Genomic DNA, 19406 nt, shown 5'->3' with positions numbered 1-19406 from the left:
CCCGCCGCGTTTGCGGCGGGAAGATGGGGGCGGGACCCGCCCGCTCCCTCACCTCTTAGAGAGATAATCCATCACAGACTCGAAGACGGCCTTCCCGTCGCCGTCCTCAGATGCATGCCCGCGGGTCCAATCCGCATTGTTGTAAGCGGTCATGACCCTCTCGGGGTGGGGCATCATGCCCATGACGTTGCCCTGGGAATTGCATATCCCGGCGATGCCCGAGGGCGAGCCGTTGGGGTTCCACGGGTACGGGGCGGGCCCTCCGTCCGGGCCTGCGTACCTGAAGACGACCTGGTCGGCATCCTCCAGTTTGGAGATGAAGTCCGGGTCGGCGCTGAGGAGTTTTCCTTCAGCGTGGGCCACGGGTATCTTGAGGAGGGACCCTTTCGCGATCTTGCCGGTGAAGGCGCACTTCCCGCGGTTCTCCATGCGGAGCACCGACGGGCGGCATTCGAACCTGCCGGAATCATTGGTATAGAGGGCGGCCGTCGGCTCCGGGTCCATCTTCGCTCCGAATCCCGGCAGGAGGCCGAGCTCCACCAGGATCTGGAAGCCGTTGCATACGCCTAGAACCGGCTTGCCTTCGTCCACGAACTGCTGGATCTCCTTCGACATGCCGGCCTTGATCCTCGCGGCGAAGAGGGCGCCCGCGCGCACGTAGTCCCCGGCGGAGAACCCTCCGGGGAAGGCAAGGGCATCGTAATCCTCCAGGCTGCGCTTCATCTCGGGAGCGCACTGACCCAGGAGCTGCTTCAGGTGGACCTTCTCCGCCTTGGCGCCCACGGATTCGAAGGCCTCGGCCATCTCGTCCTCGCAGTTCGTCCCCTCGATCCTGATGACGCATACCCTGACATCCTCTGCTTTCACTTGGATCCCCCCATGATCTTCCAGATGGGATCGCTCCATGCGGCCCTCATCTCCTTCACCGGCACCTCTTCGGAACCGATGACCAGGGAATCGCCCTTGGTGAACCCTATCGGGACGGCGGCATCGCCCATGAGGGCGGTGAACGCATCGGCATCCCCGGCATCGACCTCGGCGATCCACCTGGACGCCGATTCGGAGAACAGCTTGGCCTCTTCGGACGGCCCTTCGACCGCGGTCATGTCGAGCACGGCACCGACCTGCCCGGAGATGCACATCTCGGCGACCGCTATGGCTATCCCTCCGTCGGAGCAGTCGTGGCAGCTCAGGACGAGCCCTTCGGACATCGCCTTCAGCAGCCTGCCGGAGACCTCCTTCAGCCTCTCCGGGACGCAGACGGGGACCTCCCCGCCGGCGCCGCCGAACTTCCTGAACAGGAGCGAGGCGCCCATCTCGTCCTTGGTGTCCCCGATGGCGAAGATGCAGGACCCGGTCTTCTTGAAGTCCGCGGTGACGCTCTTCCTGACATCCTTCACGAGCCCGCAGCAGACGATCATCGGCGTGGGCAGGATATGCTCCCCGCCGGGGGCCTGGTTGTACATCGACACGTTGCCGGAGGGGATCGGTATCCCGAGCCCCCTCGCCATGTCGCCGATGCCGCGGACGGCCTCCCTGAACTCCCCGAGCCTGTCGGGGTTCTCGGGATTGCCGAAGTTGAGGCAGTCCGTGAAGGCGTTGGGCTCCCCTCCCACGGCGACGACGTTCCTGTACGCCTCGTCGATGGACGCCATGCCGCCCCTGTAGGGGTCGGCGGCGGTGAACCAGGGGTTGCAGCCGACGGCGGCGGCCAGCCCGTTCCACCTGTCGTGGACCGGCCTGAGCACGGATGCGTCGCCCGGCCCGGCAGCGTTCATCCTGCCGACCAGCGGGTGGACGACGGTCGACGCCCTGACCTCGTGGTCGTACTGCCTGATGGCCCACTCCTTGGACGCCACGTTGGGGTCCGAGAGCATGGCCAGGATGACCTCTTTGAGGGAAGGCAGCTTGGGGAAGACCTCATCCTTCTTGGAGGGAGGCTTCGGCAGGTTGAACGGCCTCTTGTACATCGGGCCGCCGGTGAGGAACTCGATATCCATGTCGAAGATCTTCTCGCCGTTCCAGAACAGCCTGGTCCTGCCGGTGTCTGTCGTCCTGCCGACGGCCGTGGCGGTGATGTCCCAGAGGTCGAAGATTTTCATGATCTCGTCCACGTTCTCGGGCTTGCAGGTGCACATCATGCGCTCCTGCGACTCGGAGACCCAGATCTCCCAGGGCGCCAGGCCGGATTCTTTCAGGGGGACCTTCTCGAGGTCCACGTCCGCCCCGCATCCCTTCTCGATGGCCATCTCGCCGACGACGCAGGAGAGCCCTCCGCCACCGAGGTCCTTCATGCCGGTGACGAGGTGCCTCCTCGCCAGCTCCGTGCAGGCATGGATGACCGGCTCCTTGGTGATGGGGTCTCCCAGCTGGACGGCGCCCCTGGAGTCCTCCTCCGAATCAGAGGTTATGTCCTTGGAGGCGAAGTTCACGCCGTGGATGCCGTCCCTCCCGGTCCGGCCGCCGAAGAGGATCATGACCTCCCCGGGCCCGGCCGCGTAGTTCTTCAGGAGGTCGCTCCTCTTGACGATCCCGAGGCAGCAGACGTTGACCAGGCAGTTCCCGGTGTACTTCTCGTCGAAGAAGATCGCTCCGGAGATGGTCGGGATCCCGATCCTGTTGCCGTAGTCCCTGATGCCGGACACGACGCCGCTCATCAGGTACTTGGGGTCCTTGATCCCCTTCGGCAGGCTGACCTGCCTGTCGATGGGGCCGAAGCACAGCGGGTCGATGAGCCCGATGGGCTGCGCACCCATGCAGATGACATCCCTGACGATGCCGCCGATGCCTGTCGCCGCCCCGCCGTAGGGCTCGATGGCGGACGGGTGGTTGTGGCTCTCGATCCTGAGAGCGTACCCGTAGTCATCATCGAACACCATGACCCCCGCGTCCCCGCGGGAGAGGATGTCGTCCCTGTCGAGACCGAAGACGAACTCCTTGAGGAAGGTCTTGGAGCTCTTGTAGCAGCAGTGCTCGGACCAGGCCTGGCCGAGGGACTGCAGCTCCGCATCGGTGGCGTCCCTGCCCTCGTCCTCGAAGTACTTGCGGACGGTCTTCATCTCGTCGAGGGAAAGGCCGAGCGCCATGGAGGAAGATATCTCCTCCAGTTCCGCGTCCGACGCGCCCCTGATCTTCACATCGCAGAGATCGTAGGGGGCGTCGCGTTTGACCATCAGCCCCATCGGATCATCTCACGGTGACGCTGTAGCTCTGAACGACAGGATTGGCGAGGAGCCTCCTGCAGTACTCTTCGCCGGCCTTCTTCGCCTCTTCGGCGGGCATGTCGAGGTCCATGACGAAGGTCTTCACCGATTTCACGGACCTGATGCCCTTGAAACCCAGGGACTCGAGGGTCTTCATGGTGTTGGATCCCTCCGGGTCTGCGACCCCTTTCTTCAGCTCGATCCTGATATCGATTACTGTCATCGGGCGCTGTAACGCGCGCGGTTATTATAAACGTTCAGACGCACGTCGGACCGAGGTCAGACCGAGCGCTTCCTGGCGAAGGTCAGGTAGCCCGTGTGGCCGAGCATCTCGAAGCTGGGGCGGGTGCCGCCCTCGTGGACCTCCATCCCCCGGCGCATGACCTCGAACGAGCGGACATCGGCGAAGCCCCTGTCCCTGAGCGCCCTGACGGAGAGCTCGAGCTGGTTGACGTTCGGGACGTAGGTGCATATCCTCCCGCCGTTCCTCAGATGGGGGACCAGGTTGTCGAGGGCGTTCTCCGCGTCCGGCATGTCGGTGATGAGGGCGTCGGCGTTGTCGAATTCGATGGGGGCATCCCTCGCATCTCCGATCTGGCACGTCCAATATTGGTCGAGCCCGGTCCTCTTCACGTTCCTGAGGGCACGGTCCGCGTTCTGCTGCTTGAACTCGATGGTATGCACATGCCCCGTCGGGGCGACGGCGTTCAGCAGGGCGGTGGTCAGCCCGCCGGAGCCGGCCCCGACCTCGATCACCCTGCTCCCGGCGCGGATGTCGCATTCGAACAGGATCTCGCAGGCGTCCTTGGGGGTGATGATCTGCGCCCCCCTCTCCAGGGACTCCATGAGATCGACCGTGCCGGGGCGGAAGACATTGAACTTCTTCCCGACGATCTCCACCATGTCCCCGTCATCTTTGCCGCAGAAGCGGCTGCCGTCGATGACCCCCAGGCCGCCGAGTTTGACCATGGAGTTCTGGAGCCTGAAGAAGTACCTCCTGCCGTCCTCTCCCTGGAGGTAGAGGTATTCGCCTTCCTGGAATGCCATGGTCCACCCGACGCCGCCGGCGGTTATATCATTGACGGCGCGGGAAAGCAGGGCGGCGGCCCGAGAGCATAGATATTATGCGCAGGGCGAACCACAGGAGGAGCAGGTTGCGGACCAGCACGGACAGGGCCGCGGCGGCCTCCCCTATGCCGAAAAGGTACCAGACCATCAGCGGGAGCAGGACCGGGAAGAGGGCCAGGTAAGCGGCCTGCATCCTCAGGCGGGCGGAAGGCCCCTTCTCGCCCATGATCGCGAACGGGAGGAGGGTGACGATCCACAGCATGTACTGGGTGGAGAAGACCATGTAGCTGAGCAGGACGCCAGCACGGTGAGGCAGGAACCGAGCGCGAGGACCCTGGCGGGGCCGCCGGCGGAGGACCTCTTCCCGAAGACCCAGACAGCGATGTACGACAGGATGCACATGGCCGCGACAACCCATATCCATCCGTCCCGGAGGCCGGCCAGGGGGCCCTGCGTGATGATGTAGGTGTGGGCGCTCTCGGCCACCCCGTAATCGGATATACCCAGGAGGCCCAGCAGATGGGTGATGTTCCCCGGAACGCTCTCGGCCTGGAAGCTGCGCCCGGTCTGGCTCAGGAAGGCCTCGCTCAGCCCGGACATCGGGACGCCGGCGGCCAGCATCAGCAATGCGGCAGCAACGCCCAGCCCGGCGGCCGCGGCGATGCCCTTCAGGATCCCGATGCGGCGGTCTCCGCCGGGCGCGAGATATGATGCCATCAGGAAAACCGGGATCAGGAAAACCGGGTAGATCTTGACGAGCGCTCCGACAACCAGCATCAGGTACGATCCTGTCCTGCGCCCCGAGAGCCAGATCCACATCGCCGACAGCACCGCGGCAACGGCCGCGATGTCGAGCTTCTTGGTGAGCTCCGTGGAGTACATCAGCAGGACGATGAAGTACAGGGCCGCCGTCCTGAAACCGTCCAGCCCCATCCTGGAGGCTGTCCTGGAGACCAGGAGGACGGTTAGCCAGGCGATGGCCAGCATCTGCGCCGAGAAGACAGCGTAGAACCCTTCGGCGGTGCCGGAGGCCAGCCCCGGGATGATGAAGAGGGCCAGGGCCAGCGGGGGGTAGGAGAAATTGAAATCGCGGTACGGCAGGGCGCCGCCCTCGATCAGCTGCCATTTGGCATACCACACTTCGGCGTCGTCCGCCGGCCCCAGGACGGCGTTGCAGAATACCCAGACGGCGCCGAGGCATACCGCCGCGAAGATCAGCAGCTGCTTCTCGGTGCCGCGGGGAAAGAGGACGGGCAGGCCCCGTCCCCGTTCAGAGGGTGCGGGCGGCGTAGGCAGGGCCGCATCCTTCCTTGCCGCAGCAGACGCACCTGCCCTTCCATTCCTCGGGCCTGTAGGGGGTTCCGAGGATCTTCATGTCGTACTTGTCCTCGAACTTGTGGCCGCATTCGGGGCTCCCGCACCATCCTATCCTGACGATGCGGCCCTCGGGAATGCTCTCGGCGGACATGTCGGAGAAATCGTCGATGAACCCTTTCTGCTTCTCCTCCGCGCTCTTCATCATGTCGGAGGCTATGATGTCCAGCATCATCCGCACGCCCTGGCCGATGGACTCCAGCTCGACAGTGCCCTTGGCGCCGGTGTCCCTCCTCGCGAAGGTAGCGACGCCGTTCTCGATGTCCTTTCCGCCGATCTCGAGCCTCAGGGGCACGCCTTTGAGCTCCCAGACGTAGAACTTGGCGCCCGGCCTGCCGTCGCTGTCGTCGAGCTTGGCCCTGATGCCCGCCGATGCTAGCGCGGCCTCGGCGGCCCTGCAGACCTGCATGACCTCGGCCTCGTTGTCCTTCTTGAAGATGGGGATGATGACCGCCTGCACGGGGGCGATGGCGGGCGGGAGGACCAGTCCGCTGTTGTCCCCGTGGATGCCGACCACGGCTCCGAGCAGCCTCTCGGTCATGCCCAGGGTCGTCTGGTGGACGTACTCGTGCTCCCCGTTCTCCTTCTCGTAAGTGATGTTGTAGGGCTTGGAGAAGTTGGTGCTGTAGTAGTGGGCGGAACCGATCTGCAGGGTCCTCCCGTCGGGCATGATGGTGTCGATTCCGACAGTGTAGAACGCTCCGGGGAACTTGTCCCAGTCGGTCCTGATGAAGAAGGAATGGGGTATGCACAGCTCTCTGCACACAGCGTCGACGATCTCGATGTCCTGCTTCACCTGCCTTTCGGCGTCCTCGCGGTCGGCATGGCAGGTGTGGGATTCGAAGAAGTGGATCTCCCTGACGCGCATGAACGCGCGGGTCTGCTTGGTCTCGTACCTGAAGGTGTTGACGATCTGGAAGATCTTGAGCGGGAGGTCCTGGTGCGACCTGACCCAGAGGGAGAACATGGGGTACATGGCGGTCTCCGAGGTGGGGCGGACGACCAGCCTGATGTCCAGGGGGTTGAGGCCGGCGTGGGTGACCCAGTAGACCTCCTCGTCGAAGCCTTTGATGTGGTCCTTCTCCTTCTTGAACTCGGTCTCCGGGATCAGCAGGGGGAAGCACACCTCCTCGTGGTCCGTGGCGTCCATCTCCCTGCGTATGAAGGCGTCAATCTGCCTCATGAGCTTCCAGCCGTAGGGGGTCCAGACGTTCATGCCCTTGATGGGGTAGCGGTTGTCGCAGAGGTTCGCCTTGATGACGATGTCGTTGTACCACTCGAAGAAGTCGTCGTCCTTGGCGGTCTTCAGCTTGTCCGATTTCTCGTTTCCGGCCGTGGTCACCACTTCCCTTCCTTGGCTTCCCTGAGCGCGTCAGCGATCAGGCGGGCGACGGAGATATGGGAGACGGGGCTGTTGAGCGTGTTGCAGCTCAGCACCGAATCGAACGAGGCGCCGGTGAACCTCTCGAGGGAGTTGTTCAGGAACAGGCCGTGGGTGCAGGCGACGGATATCCCGGCCGCGCCCGCTTCCCTTAGAGCCGCGGCGGCCGCGACGATGGTCCCTCCGGTGGAGATCATGTCGTCGACGATGAGGACCTTCTTCCCCTTCACATCCGCCTCGGCGGGCGCGATGCGGACCTCGGTCCCGGACAGGCGGGTCTTGTTCAGGTGGTCGTAGGGGAGCCCCATGAAGTCCCCGACCATCTTCGCGCGCCCGGCGGCGCCGATGTCGGGGGACATGACGATGTCGATGCCCTTGGCCTTGAAGTACTCGGCGATGGCGGCGGCGGCCTTGATGTCCTTGTGGGGATGGTTGAAGTAGTTCAGGATCGCCTCCTTGTGGATATCGACGGTGATCACGCGGTCGCAGTTCATGTCCAGGTGCTGGCACATGACCTTGGCCGACTCGGGCTCCCCGGGCTTGAAGACCCTGTCCTGCCTGGCGTACCCGAAATAGGGGATGACGAGGGTGATGGTCCTCGCTCCGAGCCTCCTGACGGCATCCTGGAGGAGGAACATCTCCACGAGCTTACTGTCCGGGAAGGTCGTCTGCACGATGACGACATCGTCGTCGAGGGATTCCCTGTCGATCCTTGTGTAGCACTCCCCGTCTGGGAAGGAGGTCGTCGCCGCCTGGATGTAGTCGCACTCGAGGATGGAGGCCAGTTCCTTGGCCAGGTCCATCGATGCAGACCCGCCTACGATTATCATGAATCCGCCATCCGCACCGCCCTTAATTACATTTCGCGCGTATGCGCGCGCATCGCCCTGACATAGAGAGCGGGAGACTCGGGGCCCGGCTGGATTTTTATCGGCGCTGAGCGATGGGGCAGGCATGGAGAACGAGGTCAAGAACATCGTAACGGACGAGAGGATCGACAGGTACCTCGACATCACCGCGCGCGCCCTGGCGAAGATTAAGATCGCCGCGCCGGAGCGTTCGTTCAACCGCCGCCTGGCGGACAGCTTCATGGAGATGGCCCAGGCCTACTACAGCGACGCCAAGCACTTCAGGGAGACCGGCGACCTGGTGACCGCCTTCGCGGCCGTCAACTATGCCCACGGATGGCTCGACTGCGGCGCCAGGATCGGCCTGTTCGACGTCGGAGGGGACGACCGGCTCTTCACCCTCTACGAGTGATGTGCGGGAGGCTCCGGTCGAAGAGCACCCGATCGCCGGCACCCCTCCGAGGAGCTCCGATAGCTCGTCCGGCCCGCATTGGGCCACGATGCTGTTGCCGAGCATGCACATGGCGGCGGGTATGCCCGCGGAGTTCAGTTCAGCCACCGCGGACGAGACCTCGGGGGCCTCGATCCCCGTGGCCGAGGAGAAGGCATTGGACTGCCTGAAGAGGTTCTCCCCGCTCTCATCGGCGGAGAACGCCTCCAGGCAGGATATGCCGGCGGCAGCGATGCGGGCGTAGTTCGCCGGGTTCACGAGGATCTTCCCGGTGTTCATCTTGGGCCCGAGGACCGCAAGTGCCAGCTTCGGCAGTTTTATGCCCGTCCCGCGGACCTCTCCGTCGGGAGGCAGGCCCGGCCGGACGCGCACCGGCACGTGAGCGGGGCAGGTTATGGCCGAGACATCGCCCAGCCCTCCGCCGCCTATCAGCTCGGCGATATGCGCCGAGACGTAGGCGGCCTGCATGGTCTCCCCTTTCAGCTCGGCGGCGCAGAGGGCGGCGGCCACGGCCCCGGCGGCGCTCATCCCGAAACCCTGGCCGGTCGGCGCGCCGTTCCTCACCGTGAGCTCGAAACCGCGGCCCGGCAGCATGCGCGCCATGGCCGCGCGGGACACGGGGAAATCCCCTTCCTCCCCGTCCACGGTGATGATAGTCTTCCCGTCGGAGCGCTCCTCCAAGGTAGCCTCGGCGCCGAGGGAGATGCGGATGCCGACGCCCACCGAGCCGATCTTGAGGAGGTCCGTCTCCTCGCTGCCCGCGCACGGCCTGAAGATGCAGGTTATGTGCCCCGGGCAGTAGGCGGAAGGCATCTCAGTTCCTTGCGATGAAGTTGAGGATGGAGTCGGAGATGGCCGCCTTGGAACCGGTGATGTCATCCGCGCCGTCCTTGGTCACCAGGATCATGGAGGCGGAGGTCTTACCGGCGGAATCGACGTCGTTGGCCACGCAGGCCCTGAGGTCGTACTCCTCCAGCCTTCCCCTGGCCCTCTTGATCAGCTCGTCGCGGCTGAGCCCCGATTCGGCCTTGTAGCCGATGACGAACCCGCACTTCTCCCTGATCAGGGGCAGGACCTTGGGGACGGGCTTCATCTTCATCTCGAAGCCCTTCCCGCTGGGTATCTTCCCGTCGTACTTCTCCTCGGGCGTGAAATCGGCCAGGGCCGCCGGGACGATGACCACGTCGGCGTCGATGTCCGGGAGCATGGAGACGAGGTCGGCGACGGTCTCGTATTCCCTTGTGGGTATGTAGTCCGGGACGGGGACGGAGCTGGCGCCCATCCACAGCTCGACCCCGGCGCCGCGCTCGAAGGCACGCTGGGCGAGGGACACGGCCATGAGCCCGGAGGACCTGTTGGTGATCAGGCGCATGGAGTCGAGGGGCTCCTCGCTCCTGCCGCCGATGATGAGGATCTTCTTCCCGGAGAGGTCATCGTGCGAGAGCAGCTTGATCGCCCAGGCGACAACTTCCGAGACCGAGGCGGCCTTGGCGACGCCGTCGACGACCCTCGGGCCGATGATGCTGACCCCCATCTCCTTCAGGACGGCGATGTTCTTCTTCACGGTCGGGTTCTCCTCCATGTACCCGTGCATGGCGGGCGCGACCGCCACAGGGATCTCGGATCCCAGGGCCACTGAGGCCATGGTGGTGACCGGAGTGTCGCAGATGCCGTTGGCCATCTTGGAGACCGTGTTGGCGGTAGCGGGGTAGACGAGGAAAAGATCGGCGTCCGCCGGGTCGCCGAGGTACTTGATGTGCTCGGTCTGCCCGGTTATCTCCGTGACCGGTTTCACCCCGGATGCGAACTCGAGCGCGTCCGGCGCGACCAGTTTCACTGCGGCGGGGGTCATCACGGGGATGACCTTGGCGCCGTTCCTGATGAGCTCGCGGATCAGCGAGAAGCACTGGACGGCAGCGATGCTCCCGGTGATCCCCAGCACGATGGTCTTGCCGCTAAGCTTGTTGCTCTTCTCTGCGTAGATCTCTTCGCTCGGATGCATATATTCCCTTCTGTTTCAGTAATTCGACGGCCCTGGCCAGGACCTCGTCCCGGCCCTTTGAGGCGTCTATGATCTCAAAGCCCATCTCGGAGGCCAGCCTCAGGTATTCTTCCCTGACGGCGCGCAGGTAGCCGAGCTTCTCGAACCTGCTCCTCTCCAGCCCGCGCCCCTCCACTCTTCCGAGGCTCTCCTCAGGGTCCATGTCGAGGAGGATCGTCAGGTCCGGCTCGGTGACCGAATGCTTCTGCATGGAGACGAGCCATTCGCGGTCGCGGCCTCGCCCATGGCGGCCGCCTGGTAGGCCGCGGTGCTCGCGAGGTACCTGTCGCAGATGACCCAGCGCCCTTCGGACAGGACCTTCTCGATCTGCTCGGTGTGCACGGCGCGGTCGGCCGCGAACAGCAGCGCCTCGGCCGCCGGGGGTATGTCCCCGAGCGATCCGAAGCGCAGAACGGAGCCCAGCGGGCCGTCGGTGGGCTCGACGTGACCCATGCGTCCGGGACCAGCCCGGCCAGCCCGCGGGCCAGCGTGGTCTTGCCGGATCCGTCGATCCCCTCCAGGACCACGAACCTTCCTCTCATCCGTCCCGTAATGCCGTCCTCCCCCTATAATGCTTACAGTCGCGCGCAGACCCGTCAAATGTTTAATAGCCCTTCGCCGTACGGGAGCGCATGGAAGTCTCTGCGGACAACAAGAGGCACGCTATCATCGCCGCCATCATGGGAGTGGCGATTGTCTTCGCCCTCGTCATCGCCTATACCTACTACTGAGCCGAGCGCCTGCCGCCCGGCCCCGTATCCCGGGAATGCTTTCGCTGACGCGATATCCGGGATTCAGATTGCATCATGGCAATAACCCGTTCAGCGGTCGCTTTCCGTTGCTTTTTCCAGCGCCGCTTCGATATCCGCCGCATCCCCGCGGACGAGCACGGTCTTCTGCCTGGACGTCATGCCGGCGGTTATCTCGGACCTGCAACCGGCGATCTCCGAGAAGAGGCCGCATACGTCCTCGTCGGCCTTCCCGCCGACCGGAGGGGCGCGCACCCTGACGATGAGCCTCTTCCTCCACTCATCGAACCCGTCCAGGCAGCGTTTCGGCGAACGGGGGGAGACCAGGACATCGATCTCGAGGCCGTCCGGCCTCCTGCGGCTGACGTCCGAAATCCTCATGCTGGCACAATCTGCATGCACGCATATTACCGTTTCCTGCGGAAAACCGGTGCCGCAGGCCGGAGGTGGGAGATTATTTTAACGCGCGGGCGCATGAGACGGGCGCAAGATGTCCCTATTGGCGGACTCGCCCATGACGTTCGATGAGATCTCCGAGCTCTTCCGCGTCGAGCACAAGTCCAAAACACTGACCGAGGTCCGCAAGGACCTCTATCCGGCCATGGCGGCCCTGATCAGACAGCTCAAGTCAGAGTACGAGAGCATACTTGCCAAGGACATCGATTCCCCTCTGGCCGAGGGCATCAACGACAAGAGGAAGAAGGCCAGGGACCACGCCCGCTCGATCGTCGACCTCCGCCTGGGCAAGATATCCAAGATGGCCCTCCGCGGCTCGATGGGAGGGGACATAGACATATCCAGGATGACGAAGGAGGAGCGCGCCTTCTACGACAACATCCTGAAGGGCGCCGAGTACATGCGCGGCCTGGTCGACAGGCTCAGCGGCAATGCGCCCTTCCGGCTTCCCGACATACAGATGCCGGAGCCCAGCAAGCCGGAGCCGAACGACGGCAGGTTCCCGACGCCGTCCCCGATACCGCCCTCAGAACCTGTCAGGGAGCCGATCAAGAAACCTGAGCCCAGCAAGCCGGAGCCTGAGCCTGAGGAGATCCCTGACGACTGGGGGGCTCCCGCCGCCGGCTCCGGAAAAGCGCCTGAGGTCCGCGGGAGCGCCCCGGCCCCGTCTCCGTCCGCCTCCGAGATACCCGATGACTGGGGAGAACCTTCGGCCGATCCCCCCGACGAGAACCTGGACATCCCTGATGACGGAAAGGACACGGAAGACGACGGCCTCGACAGGATGGCCGCCATGCCCTCGGCGCCTCCGCAGCGCGCTCCCTCCCCGCTCCCGGCGGCGCAGGTCCATGACGCCCCGGCGCGGAGGCCGTCCCCGAGGGAGGGAACGAGGATGAGGAGGAGGGCACGGACGAGGAGATGGCCCTGGACGCGGAGATGGGCATGCCGATGAGGCCCGCCTCCGCAGCGCCCAGGAAGAAGAAGGTCAGGAACGACCTCGCCCTCATCAGGATCCTGCAGGATGCGCCGATGCCCATCGCCGGCCCGGACCGCTCCTACATACTCAAGCACGGCGACGTGCTGTACATGCCGGACGTCCTGGCACTTCCTCTCGTGCAGGCCGGCATCGCGGCGGAGATAAAATACTCGAAATGAACCGGACCGCTCCGTGCCCGCACAGCGAGCGCCGCCGCCCCTTTCACACAGTGAGGTGCCTGGTGTCCCCGGGCCTGTCCCTGGTGGGGCGGAACTCGAGGCAGTCTATCCGGAAACGCGATATCCCGGTGATATCGGAGACGGTCTGGCGGGCATCGTCCGGGGTGTTGTTGTTCTCGCTCAGATGTGCCAGGAATATCCTCCGGTCCTTGCTGCCGGCGGTCCTCTTGATGGCGGCGGCCGTCTGCACGTTGCTCATGTGGCCGTTGCTCGAGGCGATCCTCCGTTTCGTCGCCTCCGGGTAGAACCCGTCGCGGAGCATCTGGGCATCGTAATTGGCCTCGATGATCGCCAGGTCCGCGTCGGCGAGGGCGGCCTCGATGGGGAAGCTGAGCTTCCCAGTGTCCGTGACATAGAGGATGCTCCTGTCCCCTTCGGAGATCCGGAACGCGCAGGGCTCGGCGGCATCGTGGTTGGTGGGGAGGGGAGCGATCTCCATCCCGCAGAGGGGGAAGGAACCGGATACGGAGAACGGATGGAAGTCCACCCCGTCCCCGTGGTCGAAGTTCATGAAGGTCCCGACCGTGGAATATATGGGGATGCCCAGCTTCCTGGCGGTGACGCCGGCCCCCTGGGCATGGTCGTGGTGCTCATGCGTGAGGAGTATGGCCTTGATCTCCTTCCCGTCTATGCCCTCGTAATCCAGCATGCGCTGGGTCATGCGTCCGCTGAGACCGTCGTCCACCATGACGGCCTCGTCATCGCGGCGGATGACGGTGCAATTGCCGTGGCTGCCGCTGGAAAGAACGTGGACATCCATCAACCGGCTTCAGGCCTTCTTCTTGTAGATGGCGAATATGACGTCGGAGCGCGAGACGGTGCCGACGAGGACGCCCTGCTCCAGGACCGGGAGCCTGCCCACATCCATCTTCATCATGATCCTGAGCGCCTCTATGACCTCCGCGTCGGGGGTGGTGTAGAGGATGGACCTGATCATGATGTCCGAGACCTTCATGTCCGAGAACTTCTGGTTCACGGCCGAGACGTCCGGGTCGGACTCCTTCTCGTCGAGGGGCTGCAGGAGCATCTTGTCGCCCTCGCCGGCCCTGTCGAGCATATCCTGGTAATGCAGGATGAGCTTGAGGATGTCCGTCTGGGTTATGAGGCCCAGAACATGGTTCCTGTTGTCGACGACCGGTGCGCCGGTGACGTTGTCGAGAGCCATCTTTATGACCGCCTGCCTGACCGTGTCGGTCGGCTTGACAGTGATGACCTGGGTCGTCATCAAATCCCTTACCCTTATCTGGACCATTGCTTCCCCATCGTCGGACAACGATAAAATCATTGCCTTCTGCAGTCAGAGGGCCTTCCCTGGGTCGGCCTGAAATAAATATCATAAGGACATTCGGCCACCTGTGGTAGAAGGTCAGGCTGCATCCACGGACAGGCTCAGGAGAGCGGCGGGCGAGACTGCGGAGGAGGTGCTCAGGGAGTACGGCAGCCATACCGACGGCCTGAGCGCCGAGGAGACGACCGTTTCCCGTGTCAAATACGGGAACAACGTCCTTTCCGCGGGGCCCCGCTTCCAGAACCTGAGGAGACTCGTTCACGCGTTCTCAAACGTCTTCATCCTCGTTCTGGCGGCGATAGACGTCCTCTGGATGGTCATCGACCCCGACATCATCTATTTCATCATCCTCACGTCGCTGATCATCATCAGCGGAGTGGTCACTTTCGTGCAGGAGTACCGCAACAACCGGGCCGCCGACGCACTGATAAGCATGGTGACCACGGAGATCACCGTCCGCCGCGACGGCATAGAGACCGATGTGGAGTCCCGCGAGATAGTCGTCGGGGACATCATCGTCCTGGACACCGGGGACATCATCCCCGCCGATGCCAGGATCATCGACTCCAACCACCTGAAGGTCGACCAGTCCGTCCTCACCGGCGAGGCCGACAGCCAGACCAAATCGTCTGACCCGGTATCGCTGGGGGAGGAGGATTCCGTCCTCGGCTGCAACAACCTCGCGTTCTCCGGCACCGCCGTCGTCGGCGGGTCCGCCGAGGCGATGGTCGTCGCCGTGGGGAACGACACGGTCCTCGGGGCGATGACGGACAGGCTGTCCGCCAAGAAGCCTCCGACAACCTATGACGAAGGGAGCAAGGCCATCGTCAACCTCCTGCTCAAGATCATGCTGTACATGGTCCCAGCCGTGTTCGCGATCATGATGATCCGCGGGTACTTCAACACCGAGACCGAGCTCACCGACGACCTCATTGACGCGGTGAAGTACTCGGTGTCCCTGGCCATCGGCCTGATGCCCGAGATGCTCCCGACCATCGTGTCCGCCAACCTCGCGAAGGGGTCCATCGAGATGGCCAGGAAGAAGGTCATCGTGAAGGACGTCACGGCCATACAGAACTTCGGAGCCATGGACGTCCTCTGCTCCGACAAGACCGGGACGCTGACCCAGAACAGCATCAGCCTCCACTTCTGCAGCGATCCGGGAGGGAGGGCCTCCGAGCGCGTGAGGCTCCTCGCCTGCATAAACTCCCATAACCTGATGTCGGCGACCAACCAGATCGACTGGACACTCGACGAGACCGCCGAGGAGGAGTACCTGACCGAGGAAAGGGACGAGTACGCCTACGTCGCCGACGTCCCCTTCGACTTCAACCGCCGGCGCGCCACTGCGGTGGTCGACGGGCCTGAGGGGAGGATCGTCATCTCCAAGGGCGCCATGCCCGAGATCCTCTCGATCTCCACCAGGTACAAGGACGAGAACGGCGGCATCAGCCCTCTCGACGACCGGAAGAAGAACGAGATCGTCGACAGCATCCGCGACTACAGCGCCCGCGGCATGCGCGTCCTGGGAGTCGCGTCCCGCCCCGGAGACCCTGCCAAGAAGGACTTCACCGCCGACGACGAGAAGGACCTCATCCTCGAGGGACTCATCGTGTTCACCGACCCCATCAAGCCCTCCGCCAAGGAGGCCATCGGCAAGCTCCGCGAGGGCGGGATCGACGTCAAGGTGCTCTCCGGGGACAACGAGTTCGTCTCCAAGTACGTCTGCGACCAGATCGGGATACCGACCGGGAAGATCCTCGTCGGGCCCCAGATCGCCTCCATGAGCGATGAGGAGCTCAGGAAGGAGGTCGAGGAATGCTGCGTGTTCGCCCGCCTCAACCCCAACGACAAAGGGAGGATAGTCACCGCCCTGGGCGACAACGGCCACACGGTCGGCGCCATCGGGGACGGCATCAACGACGTCATAGCGATGAACGCGGCCGATGTCGGCATATCCGTGGACACCGGCACCGACATCGCGAAGGAGGCCGCCGACATGATCCTCCTGGAGAAGGACCTCAACATCCTCCGCACCGGGGCGATAGAGGGCAGGAAGGTCTACGTCAACTCGATCAAGTACGTGAAGATGATCGCCTCGATCAACTTCGGTTACATGATCTCCCTCATCATCGGGACCATCCTGTTCAACTTCGAGCCCATGGGCGCGGCCATGATCCTCGTGTTCAACCTCATCAATGACATCGCCTGCCTGTTCATCTGCATGGACAAGGTCGAAGACAAGTTCGTCGAGAGACCGAGGAAATGGGACCCGGAGAACCTCTGGAACGTCATGTACCGCTACGGGCCGATGTGCGTGGTCACGGACCTCCTGTCCTGGACCTTCTTCGTGTTCGTGGTCATGCCCGCCGTCGGCATCTCGCCCGACGGCTACGACTTCACGAACGCCTCCGAGGCCGTCCTCTCCGGCAAGCCGCTAGATTCCATAGACAGCCTGCTGCCGGTCGCCGTGCTCTTCCAGTCGATGTGGTTCATCGAGCAGTTCTGGATGCAGGTATGGGCGATCCACATCGTGAGGACGGACAGCCTGCCGTTCTTCCAGACGTGCTCCGCGAAGATCCTCATAGTGACCACCATAGCGGCGCTGGCCGTCGGTACGTCGCTGCCGTTCATAACCCCGCTGTGGGAGGCTATCTCCGGATGCACCGACCTGCTGTCGATCCCGCTCTGGGCCCTGCTTTGGATGCCGTTCATCGGAGCGGTCTACTTCACCGGGGCCCATCTCATCAAGAGGCACATGCTCAAAACCAAGGGTTATTTCGCCTGCTGATGCCAGGATGCCCGGGGTTCGGGGCCCCGGCGTCCTGAAACCTCTTCGCCAATCGGTATAGTTAAATACCACAATAATATGGGCAGGTTTACAAGGGCTTGTAGCTCAGCTAGGTAGAGCGTTCGACTCTTAATCGAACGGCCAAGGGTTCGAATCCCCTCAAGCCCGCCAATTTTTCTGTCCAGCATATTAGTTCCCTGAAACTGATAAAGAATAGCTTTCCGTTCTCCGCCGGCATCGGAACAGACCGCTGCGATTCGCAAAGCCATCACGGCTGAGATATCCGAAGCGACATCCAGCGAGTATGATGCCGTGAAAAACCAGCCCTGTCTGAATCCGTCGTCTGTCGGACAGCTTTCCGGCACTCCCAAAGCACGCCTAGGCATCAGGAGGGCATGATACGCGCGTTCCGGCGGTTCAGATAGAGCAGGTCTGCCGCCCCGAGGATGACCTGCACTATGGACCTGATGGCGCCACCGGCATCCGTCTCCCCTATCGGTACCCATATGCAGCCCCCATCATATCTAGCATAGCTGCATGGCGGCGTCCTCGTAAGGGCGGACATCTGGGACTCGGTGAGCTCGAAATCCTCGTAGGACAACCACATAACAGTGTGGCCGTTGTCGGTCAGCACCCAGCCGTTCTCTCCTCTGCGGAGGACGATATACAGCTCGTCGCCGTCCTGGAAGAAATACCCAGTATGTATCCGGTAAGTATCTTTGCCGACTTCTTCCGCCGAGACCTCCGGGCACAGAGCCTCCTTCATCTCCGCTATCATCCCATCGACATCAGCCATGCTCAGCGAGCTCCTGATGCCGGCAACCATTTCGTACTTTATATCAGGCGCTGTCTGGACATGACCGCGATCGGTCTGCTGTCTCTAATTCCGGTGCGATCATCGGGATGCGTTAACTATCTCGCACTCCGGCAGCATACATAAGTTCGATCGCAGCTGACGTTTTCCCGCAGATGTATAAGAAATCTGACATCTGGCTCATATGGTCTAAAACCCAGTGGCGAATTCAGACAGACTGCCGGGACGGTACATCTCTTGGCTGTATCGCCTTCCCAGGGAACAGCATCGATGCGCGCATCCTCCCGCTGGCACATTTCCTTCCATGCGGCACGGAAATGACCGCGCGCGCCGCCGAGGCATTCAGACCGTCCAGCGTGTCCCACAAAAGGCTTATTAAACAAGTTTCCTCTTTCCTGCTAATATTAAGAAAGCGGCTGCAATCCGCTCTCTTCCGGACAGAGGTTTTCAAGATGGAAGCAAAAGAAGCCCCGAAATCGGTCATCCCCGCGAAGATGCCGTTCATCGAGCAATATCTCACCGCCTGCGTTCAGTGCGGTTACTGCATCTCGGTATGCGAAGCCCACAGGCAGACCCCCTGGGAGTCTGACACTCCCCCGCGGCAAAATCTACTACATGAACCAGATCAACGTGGCCGGTCCGATGGACAAGCCCCTGAAGAGGGTCGCCTCGCTCAACCCCTACTTCGTCGATGCCATGTACAAGTGCACCGGCTGCGGGAACTGCGAGGCCGTCTGCCACGCCAAGATCCCCCTGGTCGAGCTCTGGGAGTCCCTCAGGGCCTGGATCGTCGAGAACGGCATGGGGCCCCTCAACGCCCACAAGGGCATGGCCGAGAAGGTCGCCAAGGTCCGCAACCCGTACGGCGGCGACCAGAAGCACCGCGGCGACTGGTGGCCTGCAGAGGTCCCCAAGTACGACGTGCCCGATGTGATCTTCTTCGCAGGATGCACCGGCTCCTTCAGGCAGCAGACCATCCCCCAGACCGGCGTCCGCGTCCTCAACAGGGCAGGCGTCAAGATGAACATCCTCGGCGAGGACGAGTGGTGCTGCACCTCCCCCCTCCTGAGGACCGGCGACGACAGCTACTCCCTCGAGTGCGCCGAGCACATCGTCGAGAAGGCCGACGGAATGGGTGCCAAGGACATGGTCATGACCTGCTCCGGATGCTTCAAGACCGTCTCGACCGACTTCGGCAAATACTACGCCAAGGTCGGACAGAACGTCTACCACTTCACCCAGTACGTCAACAACCTCATCAAGACGAGGAAGCTCGCCATCCTCCAGCCCTTCCCCCACAAGGTCACCTACCACGACCCGTGCCACCTCGGAAGGCACATGGGAGTGTACGAGGAGCCCAGGGAGATCCTGAAGGCCATCAAGGGCCTCGAGTTCGTCGAGATGTCCAGGAACAGGGCCAACTCCAGGTGCTGCGGCGCCGGAGGAGGCTACAAGTCCCAGTTCAACAACTTCGCCGTCAGGATCGCCGCCGACAGGATCAGGGATGCCGAGGCCACCGGCGCCGAGATCCTCGTCACCGCCTGCCCGTTCTGCGTCACCAACCTGAGCCAGGGCGCTAAGGCGATCAACTCCAAGATCAAGGTCATGGACATCGGCGAGATCCTCCTGCAGGTCACCGCGCCTGCCGAGAAGCCTTCGCAGAAGGCCTGAACGAAACGCTGCTGACGCCTTCGGGGCCGCTTCCATCCCCCGAAGGCCGCGTTTTC

At 63.2% G+C, this 19406-nt stretch carries 20 protein-coding genes, 1 tRNA gene and 1 pseudogene; 6 read left to right on the top strand and 16 right to left on the bottom strand.

Going from position 1 to position 19406, the window contains the following annotated elements:
• Positions 1-48: 48 nt before the first annotated feature.
• The 8 genes from purQ to AUQ37_RS06935 all read right to left on the bottom strand — a co-directional run bounded on the left by purQ (position 49) and on the right by AUQ37_RS06935 (position 7856).
• A complete protein-coding gene (gene purQ / locus AUQ37_RS06970; protein ID WP_102134606.1) occupies positions 49-867 on the bottom strand; it encodes a phosphoribosylformylglycinamidine synthase subunit PurQ in 819 nt (272 codons plus the stop codon).
• Positions 864-3182 (bottom strand): phosphoribosylformylglycinamidine synthase subunit PurL, encoded by a 2319-nt coding sequence (gene purL / locus AUQ37_RS06965; protein WP_058747973.1) that lies wholly within the window; start codon positions 3180-3182, stop codon positions 864-866. The genes purQ and purL overlap by 4 nt, the downstream gene beginning before the upstream one ends.
• Before the next feature lie 4 nt (positions 3183-3186).
• A complete protein-coding gene (purS, locus tag AUQ37_RS06960) occupies positions 3187-3426 on the bottom strand; it encodes a phosphoribosylformylglycinamidine synthase subunit PurS (RefSeq protein ID WP_058747972.1) in 240 nt (79 codons plus the stop codon).
• Positions 3427-3482: 56 nt separating this feature from the next.
• Positions 3483-4250, bottom strand: coding sequence for a tRNA (adenine-N1)-methyltransferase (locus tag AUQ37_RS06955; RefSeq protein ID WP_058747971.1), 768 nt, complete (start codon positions 4248-4250; stop codon positions 3483-3485).
• A gap of 28 nt (positions 4251-4278) precedes the next feature.
• A complete protein-coding gene (locus AUQ37_RS06950) occupies positions 4279-4497 on the bottom strand; it encodes a hypothetical protein (protein ID WP_058747970.1) in 219 nt (72 codons plus the stop codon).
• The gene (locus AUQ37_RS06945) at positions 4467-5411 is read right to left on the bottom strand and encodes a glycosyltransferase family 87 protein (protein ID WP_058747969.1); all 945 of its coding nucleotides are present in this window, start codon (positions 5409-5411) and stop codon (positions 4467-4469) included. The genes AUQ37_RS06950 and AUQ37_RS06945 overlap by 31 nt, the downstream gene beginning before the upstream one ends.
• A 130-nt stretch (positions 5412-5541) precedes the next feature.
• Positions 5542-6987 (bottom strand): proline--tRNA ligase, encoded by a 1446-nt coding sequence (gene proS / locus AUQ37_RS06940; RefSeq protein ID WP_082662462.1) that lies wholly within the window; start codon positions 6985-6987, stop codon positions 5542-5544.
• Complete coding sequence (locus AUQ37_RS06935; RefSeq protein WP_058747968.1) at positions 6984-7856, bottom strand: ribose-phosphate diphosphokinase; 873 nt, start codon at positions 7854-7856, stop codon at positions 6984-6986. The genes proS and AUQ37_RS06935 overlap by 4 nt, the downstream gene beginning before the upstream one ends.
• Positions 7857-7980: 124 nt before the next feature.
• Here AUQ37_RS06935 and AUQ37_RS09660 point away from each other — a divergent pair, with 124 nt between their 5' ends.
• A complete protein-coding gene (locus AUQ37_RS09660; RefSeq protein WP_082662461.1) occupies positions 7981-8286 on the top strand; it encodes a DUF357 domain-containing protein in 306 nt (101 codons plus the stop codon).
• A 489-nt stretch (positions 8287-8775) separates the two neighbouring features.
• Here AUQ37_RS09660 and AUQ37_RS13730 read toward each other — a convergent pair.
• The 5 genes and pseudogenes from AUQ37_RS13730 to AUQ37_RS06910 all read right to left on the bottom strand — a co-directional run.
• Positions 8776-8853, bottom strand: a pseudogene (locus AUQ37_RS13730) (hypothetical protein); the annotation flags it as partial.
• Positions 8854-9139: 286 nt separating this feature from the next.
• Positions 9140-10327, bottom strand: a complete 1188-nt coding sequence (coaBC, locus tag AUQ37_RS06925) for a bifunctional phosphopantothenoylcysteine decarboxylase/phosphopantothenate--cysteine ligase CoaBC (protein WP_058747967.1) — start codon at positions 10325-10327, stop codon at positions 9140-9142.
• Positions 10281-10577, bottom strand: a complete 297-nt coding sequence (locus AUQ37_RS13065; RefSeq protein ID WP_201013838.1) for a hypothetical protein — start codon at positions 10575-10577, stop codon at positions 10281-10283. The genes coaBC and AUQ37_RS13065 overlap by 47 nt, the downstream gene beginning before the upstream one ends.
• The gene (locus AUQ37_RS13060; RefSeq protein WP_058747965.1) at positions 10544-10819 is read right to left on the bottom strand and encodes a hypothetical protein; all 276 of its coding nucleotides are present in this window, start codon (positions 10817-10819) and stop codon (positions 10544-10546) included. Before AUQ37_RS13060 ends, AUQ37_RS13065 begins: the two co-directional genes overlap by 34 nt.
• 368 nt (positions 10820-11187) lie before the next feature.
• Positions 11188-11496: a DUF167 family protein gene (locus AUQ37_RS06910; protein WP_058747964.1), complete on the bottom strand. Its 309-nt coding sequence runs from the start codon at positions 11494-11496 to the stop codon at positions 11188-11190.
• 109 nt (positions 11497-11605) lie between these two features.
• On the opposite strand from AUQ37_RS06910, the gene AUQ37_RS06905 reads away from it, so the two are divergent.
• Both AUQ37_RS06905 and AUQ37_RS06900 read left to right on the top strand, forming a co-directional pair.
• Positions 11606-12523, top strand: a complete 918-nt coding sequence (locus AUQ37_RS06905) for a hypothetical protein (RefSeq protein ID WP_058747963.1) — start codon at positions 11606-11608, stop codon at positions 12521-12523.
• On the top strand, positions 12490-12726 hold the full coding sequence (locus AUQ37_RS06900) for a hypothetical protein (protein WP_058747962.1): 237 nt from the start codon (positions 12490-12492) through the stop codon (positions 12724-12726). The genes AUQ37_RS06905 and AUQ37_RS06900 overlap by 34 nt, the downstream gene beginning before the upstream one ends.
• Positions 12727-12769: 43 nt before the next feature.
• Here AUQ37_RS06900 and AUQ37_RS06895 read toward each other — a convergent pair whose 3' ends face one another.
• Together AUQ37_RS06895 and AUQ37_RS06890 are read right to left on the bottom strand one after the other, a co-directional pair.
• Positions 12770-13546 (bottom strand): MBL fold metallo-hydrolase, encoded by a 777-nt coding sequence (locus AUQ37_RS06895; RefSeq protein WP_235585000.1) that lies wholly within the window; start codon positions 13544-13546, stop codon positions 12770-12772.
• A 9-nt stretch (positions 13547-13555) separates the two neighbouring features.
• Positions 13556-14038, bottom strand: coding sequence for an HPP family protein (locus tag AUQ37_RS06890; RefSeq protein ID WP_235584999.1), 483 nt, complete (start codon positions 14036-14038; stop codon positions 13556-13558).
• Between the two features lie 103 nt (positions 14039-14141).
• On the opposite strand from AUQ37_RS06890, the gene mgtA reads away from it, so the two are divergent.
• Together mgtA and AUQ37_RS06880 are read left to right on the top strand one after the other, a co-directional pair.
• Entirely contained in the window at positions 14142-16865 is a 2724-nt protein-coding gene (gene mgtA / locus AUQ37_RS06885; RefSeq protein ID WP_058747960.1) for a magnesium-translocating P-type ATPase, read from the top strand.
• Positions 16866-16959: 94 nt separating this feature from the next.
• Positions 16960-17036, top strand: a tRNA-Lys gene (locus tag AUQ37_RS06880).
• Positions 17037-17250: 214 nt separating this feature from the next.
• On the opposite strand, the gene AUQ37_RS06875 is transcribed toward AUQ37_RS06880, so the two are convergent.
• Positions 17251-17661 (bottom strand): DUF1828 domain-containing protein, encoded by a 411-nt coding sequence (locus tag AUQ37_RS06875; RefSeq protein WP_157844340.1) that lies wholly within the window; start codon positions 17659-17661, stop codon positions 17251-17253.
• 633 nt (positions 17662-18294) lie between these two features.
• Between AUQ37_RS06875 and AUQ37_RS06870 the strand changes: the two genes are divergently transcribed.
• Complete coding sequence (locus tag AUQ37_RS06870; RefSeq protein WP_201013837.1) at positions 18295-19350, top strand: (Fe-S)-binding protein; 1056 nt, start codon at positions 18295-18297, stop codon at positions 19348-19350.
• Positions 19351-19406: the final 56 nt, after the last annotated feature.

This window comes from Candidatus Methanomethylophilus sp. 1R26, from assembly GCF_001481295.1.
Classification (GTDB): domain Archaea; phylum Thermoplasmatota; class Thermoplasmata; order Methanomassiliicoccales; family Methanomethylophilaceae; genus Methanomethylophilus.
This window is presented reverse-complemented; position numbering and strand designations above follow the sequence as displayed.

Bases quoted from the DNA above. Each gene is read 5' to 3' on its own strand.
- purL (WP_058747973.1), bottom strand. From the start codon at position 3,182: ATGGGGCTGATGGTCAAACGCGACGCCCCCTACGATCTCTGCGATGTG.
- purS (WP_058747972.1), bottom strand. From the start codon at position 3,426: ATGACAGTAATCGATATCAGGATCGAGCTGAAGAAAGGGGTCGCAGAC.
- AUQ37_RS06955 (WP_058747971.1), bottom strand. From the start codon at position 4,250: ATGGCATTCCAGGAAGGCGAATACCTCTACCTCCAGGGAGAGGACGGC.
- AUQ37_RS06950 (WP_058747970.1), bottom strand. From the start codon at position 4,497: ATGGGCGAGAAGGGGCCTTCCGCCCGCCTGAGGATGCAGGCCGCTTAC.
- AUQ37_RS06935 (WP_058747968.1), bottom strand. From the start codon at position 7,856: ATGATAATCGTAGGCGGGTCTGCATCGATGGACCTGGCCAAGGAACTG.
- AUQ37_RS09660 (WP_082662461.1), top strand. From the start codon at position 7,981: ATGGAGAACGAGGTCAAGAACATCGTAACGGACGAGAGGATCGACAGG.
- coaBC (WP_058747967.1), bottom strand. From the start codon at position 10,327: ATGCATCCGAGCGAAGAGATCTACGCAGAGAAGAGCAACAAGCTTAGC.
- AUQ37_RS13065 (WP_201013838.1), bottom strand. From the start codon at position 10,577: ATGCAGAAGCATTCGGTCACCGAGCCGGACCTGACGATCCTCCTCGAC.
- AUQ37_RS13060 (WP_058747965.1), bottom strand. From the start codon at position 10,819: ATGGGTCACGTCGAGCCCACCGACGGCCCGCTGGGCTCCGTTCTGCGC.
- AUQ37_RS06910 (WP_058747964.1), bottom strand. From the start codon at position 11,496: ATGAGGATTTCGGACGTCAGCCGCAGGAGGCCGGACGGCCTCGAGATC.
- AUQ37_RS06905 (WP_058747963.1), top strand. From the start codon at position 11,606: ATGTCCCTATTGGCGGACTCGCCCATGACGTTCGATGAGATCTCCGAG.
- AUQ37_RS06900 (WP_058747962.1), top strand. From the start codon at position 12,490: ATGGCCCTGGACGCGGAGATGGGCATGCCGATGAGGCCCGCCTCCGCA.
- AUQ37_RS06895 (WP_235585000.1), bottom strand. From the start codon at position 13,546: ATGGATGTCCACGTTCTTTCCAGCGGCAGCCACGGCAATTGCACCGTC.
- AUQ37_RS06890 (WP_235584999.1), bottom strand. From the start codon at position 14,038: ATGGTCCAGATAAGGGTAAGGGATTTGATGACGACCCAGGTCATCACT.
- AUQ37_RS06875 (WP_157844340.1), bottom strand. From the start codon at position 17,661: ATGGCTGATGTCGATGGGATGATAGCGGAGATGAAGGAGGCTCTGTGC.
- AUQ37_RS06870 (WP_201013837.1), top strand. From the start codon at position 18,295: ATGAACCAGATCAACGTGGCCGGTCCGATGGACAAGCCCCTGAAGAGG.